Origin of the sequence: Geitlerinema sp. PCC 9228 (assembly GCF_001870905.1) — a bacterium.
Taxonomy (GTDB): Bacteria; Cyanobacteriota; Cyanobacteriia; order Cyanobacteriales; family PCC-9228; genus PCC-9228.
The window spans coordinates 1-2,672 of record NZ_LNDC01000129.1 but is presented as its reverse complement, the minus strand read 5'-3'; the positions used below and the strand labels follow the sequence as shown (position 1 = coordinate 2,672).

Sequence of the window (2,672 nt, the reverse complement as noted above, 5' to 3'; positions counted from 1 at the left end):
GCTGAGTCGGAAGCGACGGCAGAAACAGCAACGGAAACACCAGAAGAAACGACTAGCGAGTCGGCGGCTGAGTCGGAAGCGACGACGACTCAAAGACGCAATCCTTTCAGTAGCATATTTTCCCGCATCACGGGATTGTTTGGCGGTTCTAAAAAAATTTCCATTTCCTCTGAGGTGGAATCCGAAACCCAATCCTCAGAAAGCGAAACAGCGGCTGTGACGGAAACTACCGAAACGCCGTCGGAAACTGCCGAAACCGAATCACAAGCTACCACACCTGCTGAGACAGAAACCGAATCTCAAACAGAAGCGAAAACACAATCGGAGACAGACAGCTTAGCGTCAGCTACTTCAGAAACCACGACGGAAACTACCACGGAAACCACCACTGAAGACACGCAAGCCAGCAGCGACCAAGAAATAGCAGAGGAAACGAAAAAGGATTCCAGCGAGGAAACGTCTTCTACGGCGGAAACGACGAAGGAAACGGAGGAAAGTAGCAGTCAAGAAAGCCAAAAAAAACGATAATGAGGATAAAAGCGATCGCAGTTCCTCGTCTTCTTAGTAGGTAACCGCAAGTAGCGGATTTTCGGTAGTTAGCCAACCATAACGCGATGTCTGATGGGGAGAGAAATGAGAGAAACGCGCAATTTGCCTTTCTTTGGTCGATCTCCATTTTTTTATGGTTTTCTCGCGATCGCACCATTTCCTTAATAATCTGCAAGAGATCGTAGAAACTTTTTTATAGAGGGGCAACGCGTGAGCGCCTCTACCAGGAAATTGACCCATTCCATACAATCGTTGTTTTTTAGAAATGGTATAGTATAAGTTTTTTTCGGTTGTATGTTGGCTGGAAGATTGCTGATGGCATTTTTTCTATAAAATTATGCCATCAATTTATCTCTATATCTCTTTTGATACGGAGATGTATACAGAACATGAATTGGAAAAAACAAGGGGAGATTGCCCCTACAGAAAACTTGTGGTTTCCCTACATCGGCTTTGGTGTAAATCACTTTTTTTAAGAAATACCTGGAAAACTATAAAACAATATCAAAGAATACAAATATTTTGCGGTAGTGTTACTTAGTCATAGATTGAGGGCACCTTAAAACCAAGCATCATACAAGAACGTAATGGAGACACTTCCATGAGTTTTCTCGTCGCATTTGTTACAACTTGGGTGTTGCCTGGCTTGAGCTTGGTCTTTAGTTTTATTGTTCCCCTCATTGGTTCGCTCTTGGGATTTGCCGTATCCCGAATTCCCAAAATCCCCACTTATATTAAGTTGTTGCGTTTGATCTACGGAGATTCTGCTTCCGAGTCTCAGGTACGCAAATATGTTACCGCTTCTCTGTTGATGGTGGGTAGCATTGTCACGTTTCTGACCTGGTCGGTGTTTCCCTCCCTTGCCGTTCCTGTGGTAGGACCGATTCTCAATGCGATCGCGGCCATTTTGGCACTTGTGGTTATTTTAACCTCTCTAGAACTAATTTTTAGCTACAACCAAGGGTACTACCAGCAAAAACTGCGACAGGCAGCGCCAGAAATAGTGGATGATACCCTCGAAGACATCCAAGAACTATCCAAGATTTTTGGTAAATCCTGGAAAAAGCTGCTGAAAAAGATTGAGGAGGTTTTGCTTAAAATCAATCAAAACCTAGAGAAAGAACTAGAAAAACATCCAGAAGCCAAAGCAAATTTCAGCAAATTCCTAGAGAAAAGCCTCCAGGGTCTGCTTTCCTATATCGGTCAAACCGAGATTCAACCGGCCTCTTTGCAAGACCAAAAAATAGAAGAATTCAAACAGAAAGCCACAGATGCTTTGTCACCCTGGGCAAAAGTAAGTGGCAGTTTGGCTGAAGGAGGAGTAGCTGGCGGACTTACTGCGATTGGCGGTCACGCAGCAGCTGGTGCCACTTTTGCTCAAGCTGGGTTTTGGACATCCGTACAAGGTGCTTTGGGACTATCCAGCGGTATTGCTGTAGGCGCTACAACTTTTTCCTTACTGACGGTTGCTGCCCCCATTGGCTTGGGTGTAGCAGCTGGCTTGGGGGTTTCCAAGGGCGCTTTGTACTTACGAACCACAGCGGAAAGGCGCAAAATGAGTGGTTTTATGGGAGATATTCTCATATCGGCCTTGCCCATGGCTTGGGTCGATGGTGTTTTGACGCCCGGCAAGCGCCACGTATTTGATTGTTTGCTAGCCGATCCGCTGATGCTACAGCGCGATCGCGATCGGGTTTATCAAAGAATCGACCAACCAGTCAGTTTTGACGAAAGCCTCACCACCGACTTAATGTTTGACGAACCGAGCCGTCAAGTCAGCGATGTCAAAAGCGAAAAAGAACAACTTAAACAACGGTATCTCCTTTGCGTCGCTTGGGAAGTTGCCCAGGCAGATGGTAGCATTTCCCAGCCTGCCATCGACCTGCACAATCGCATGGCGCGAGTTTTTAAAATTCCCGAAACCGAAGTTCGAGAACTCCGCCGCTTGATGGTATCAAAACCGTTAGGAACTCCTGTATCGCTTCTAAAATAAAAAAATTCGCCAAAATTCAGGGGGAAACTCTATTCCCCCTGCTAGCTTCTGCTACTTCCTAATAGGTGATTTACTGGACAATAATTGACTTTTATTGACTTGATAGTCGTAGCCATCTTTCTTAAAGATT

1 protein-coding gene and 1 pseudogene are annotated in these 2,672 nt (G+C 45.3%); both read left to right on the top strand.

What is annotated here, in order from left to right:
- Positions 1-528, top strand: a pseudogene (locus AS151_RS22180) (hypothetical protein); the annotation flags it as partial.
- A gap of 622 nt (positions 529-1,150) precedes the next feature.
- Positions 1,151-2,542: a TerB family tellurite resistance protein gene (locus tag AS151_RS13405; protein WP_071517565.1), complete on the top strand. Its 1,392-nt coding sequence runs from the start codon at positions 1,151-1,153 to the stop codon at positions 2,540-2,542.
- Positions 2,543-2,672: the final 130 nt, after the last annotated feature.

What these genes read in the sequence shown, in the direction of transcription:
- AS151_RS13405 (WP_071517565.1), top strand. Translation starts at nt 1,151, where the DNA reads ATGAGTTTTCTCGTCGCATTTGTTACAACTTGGGTGTTGCCTGGCTTG.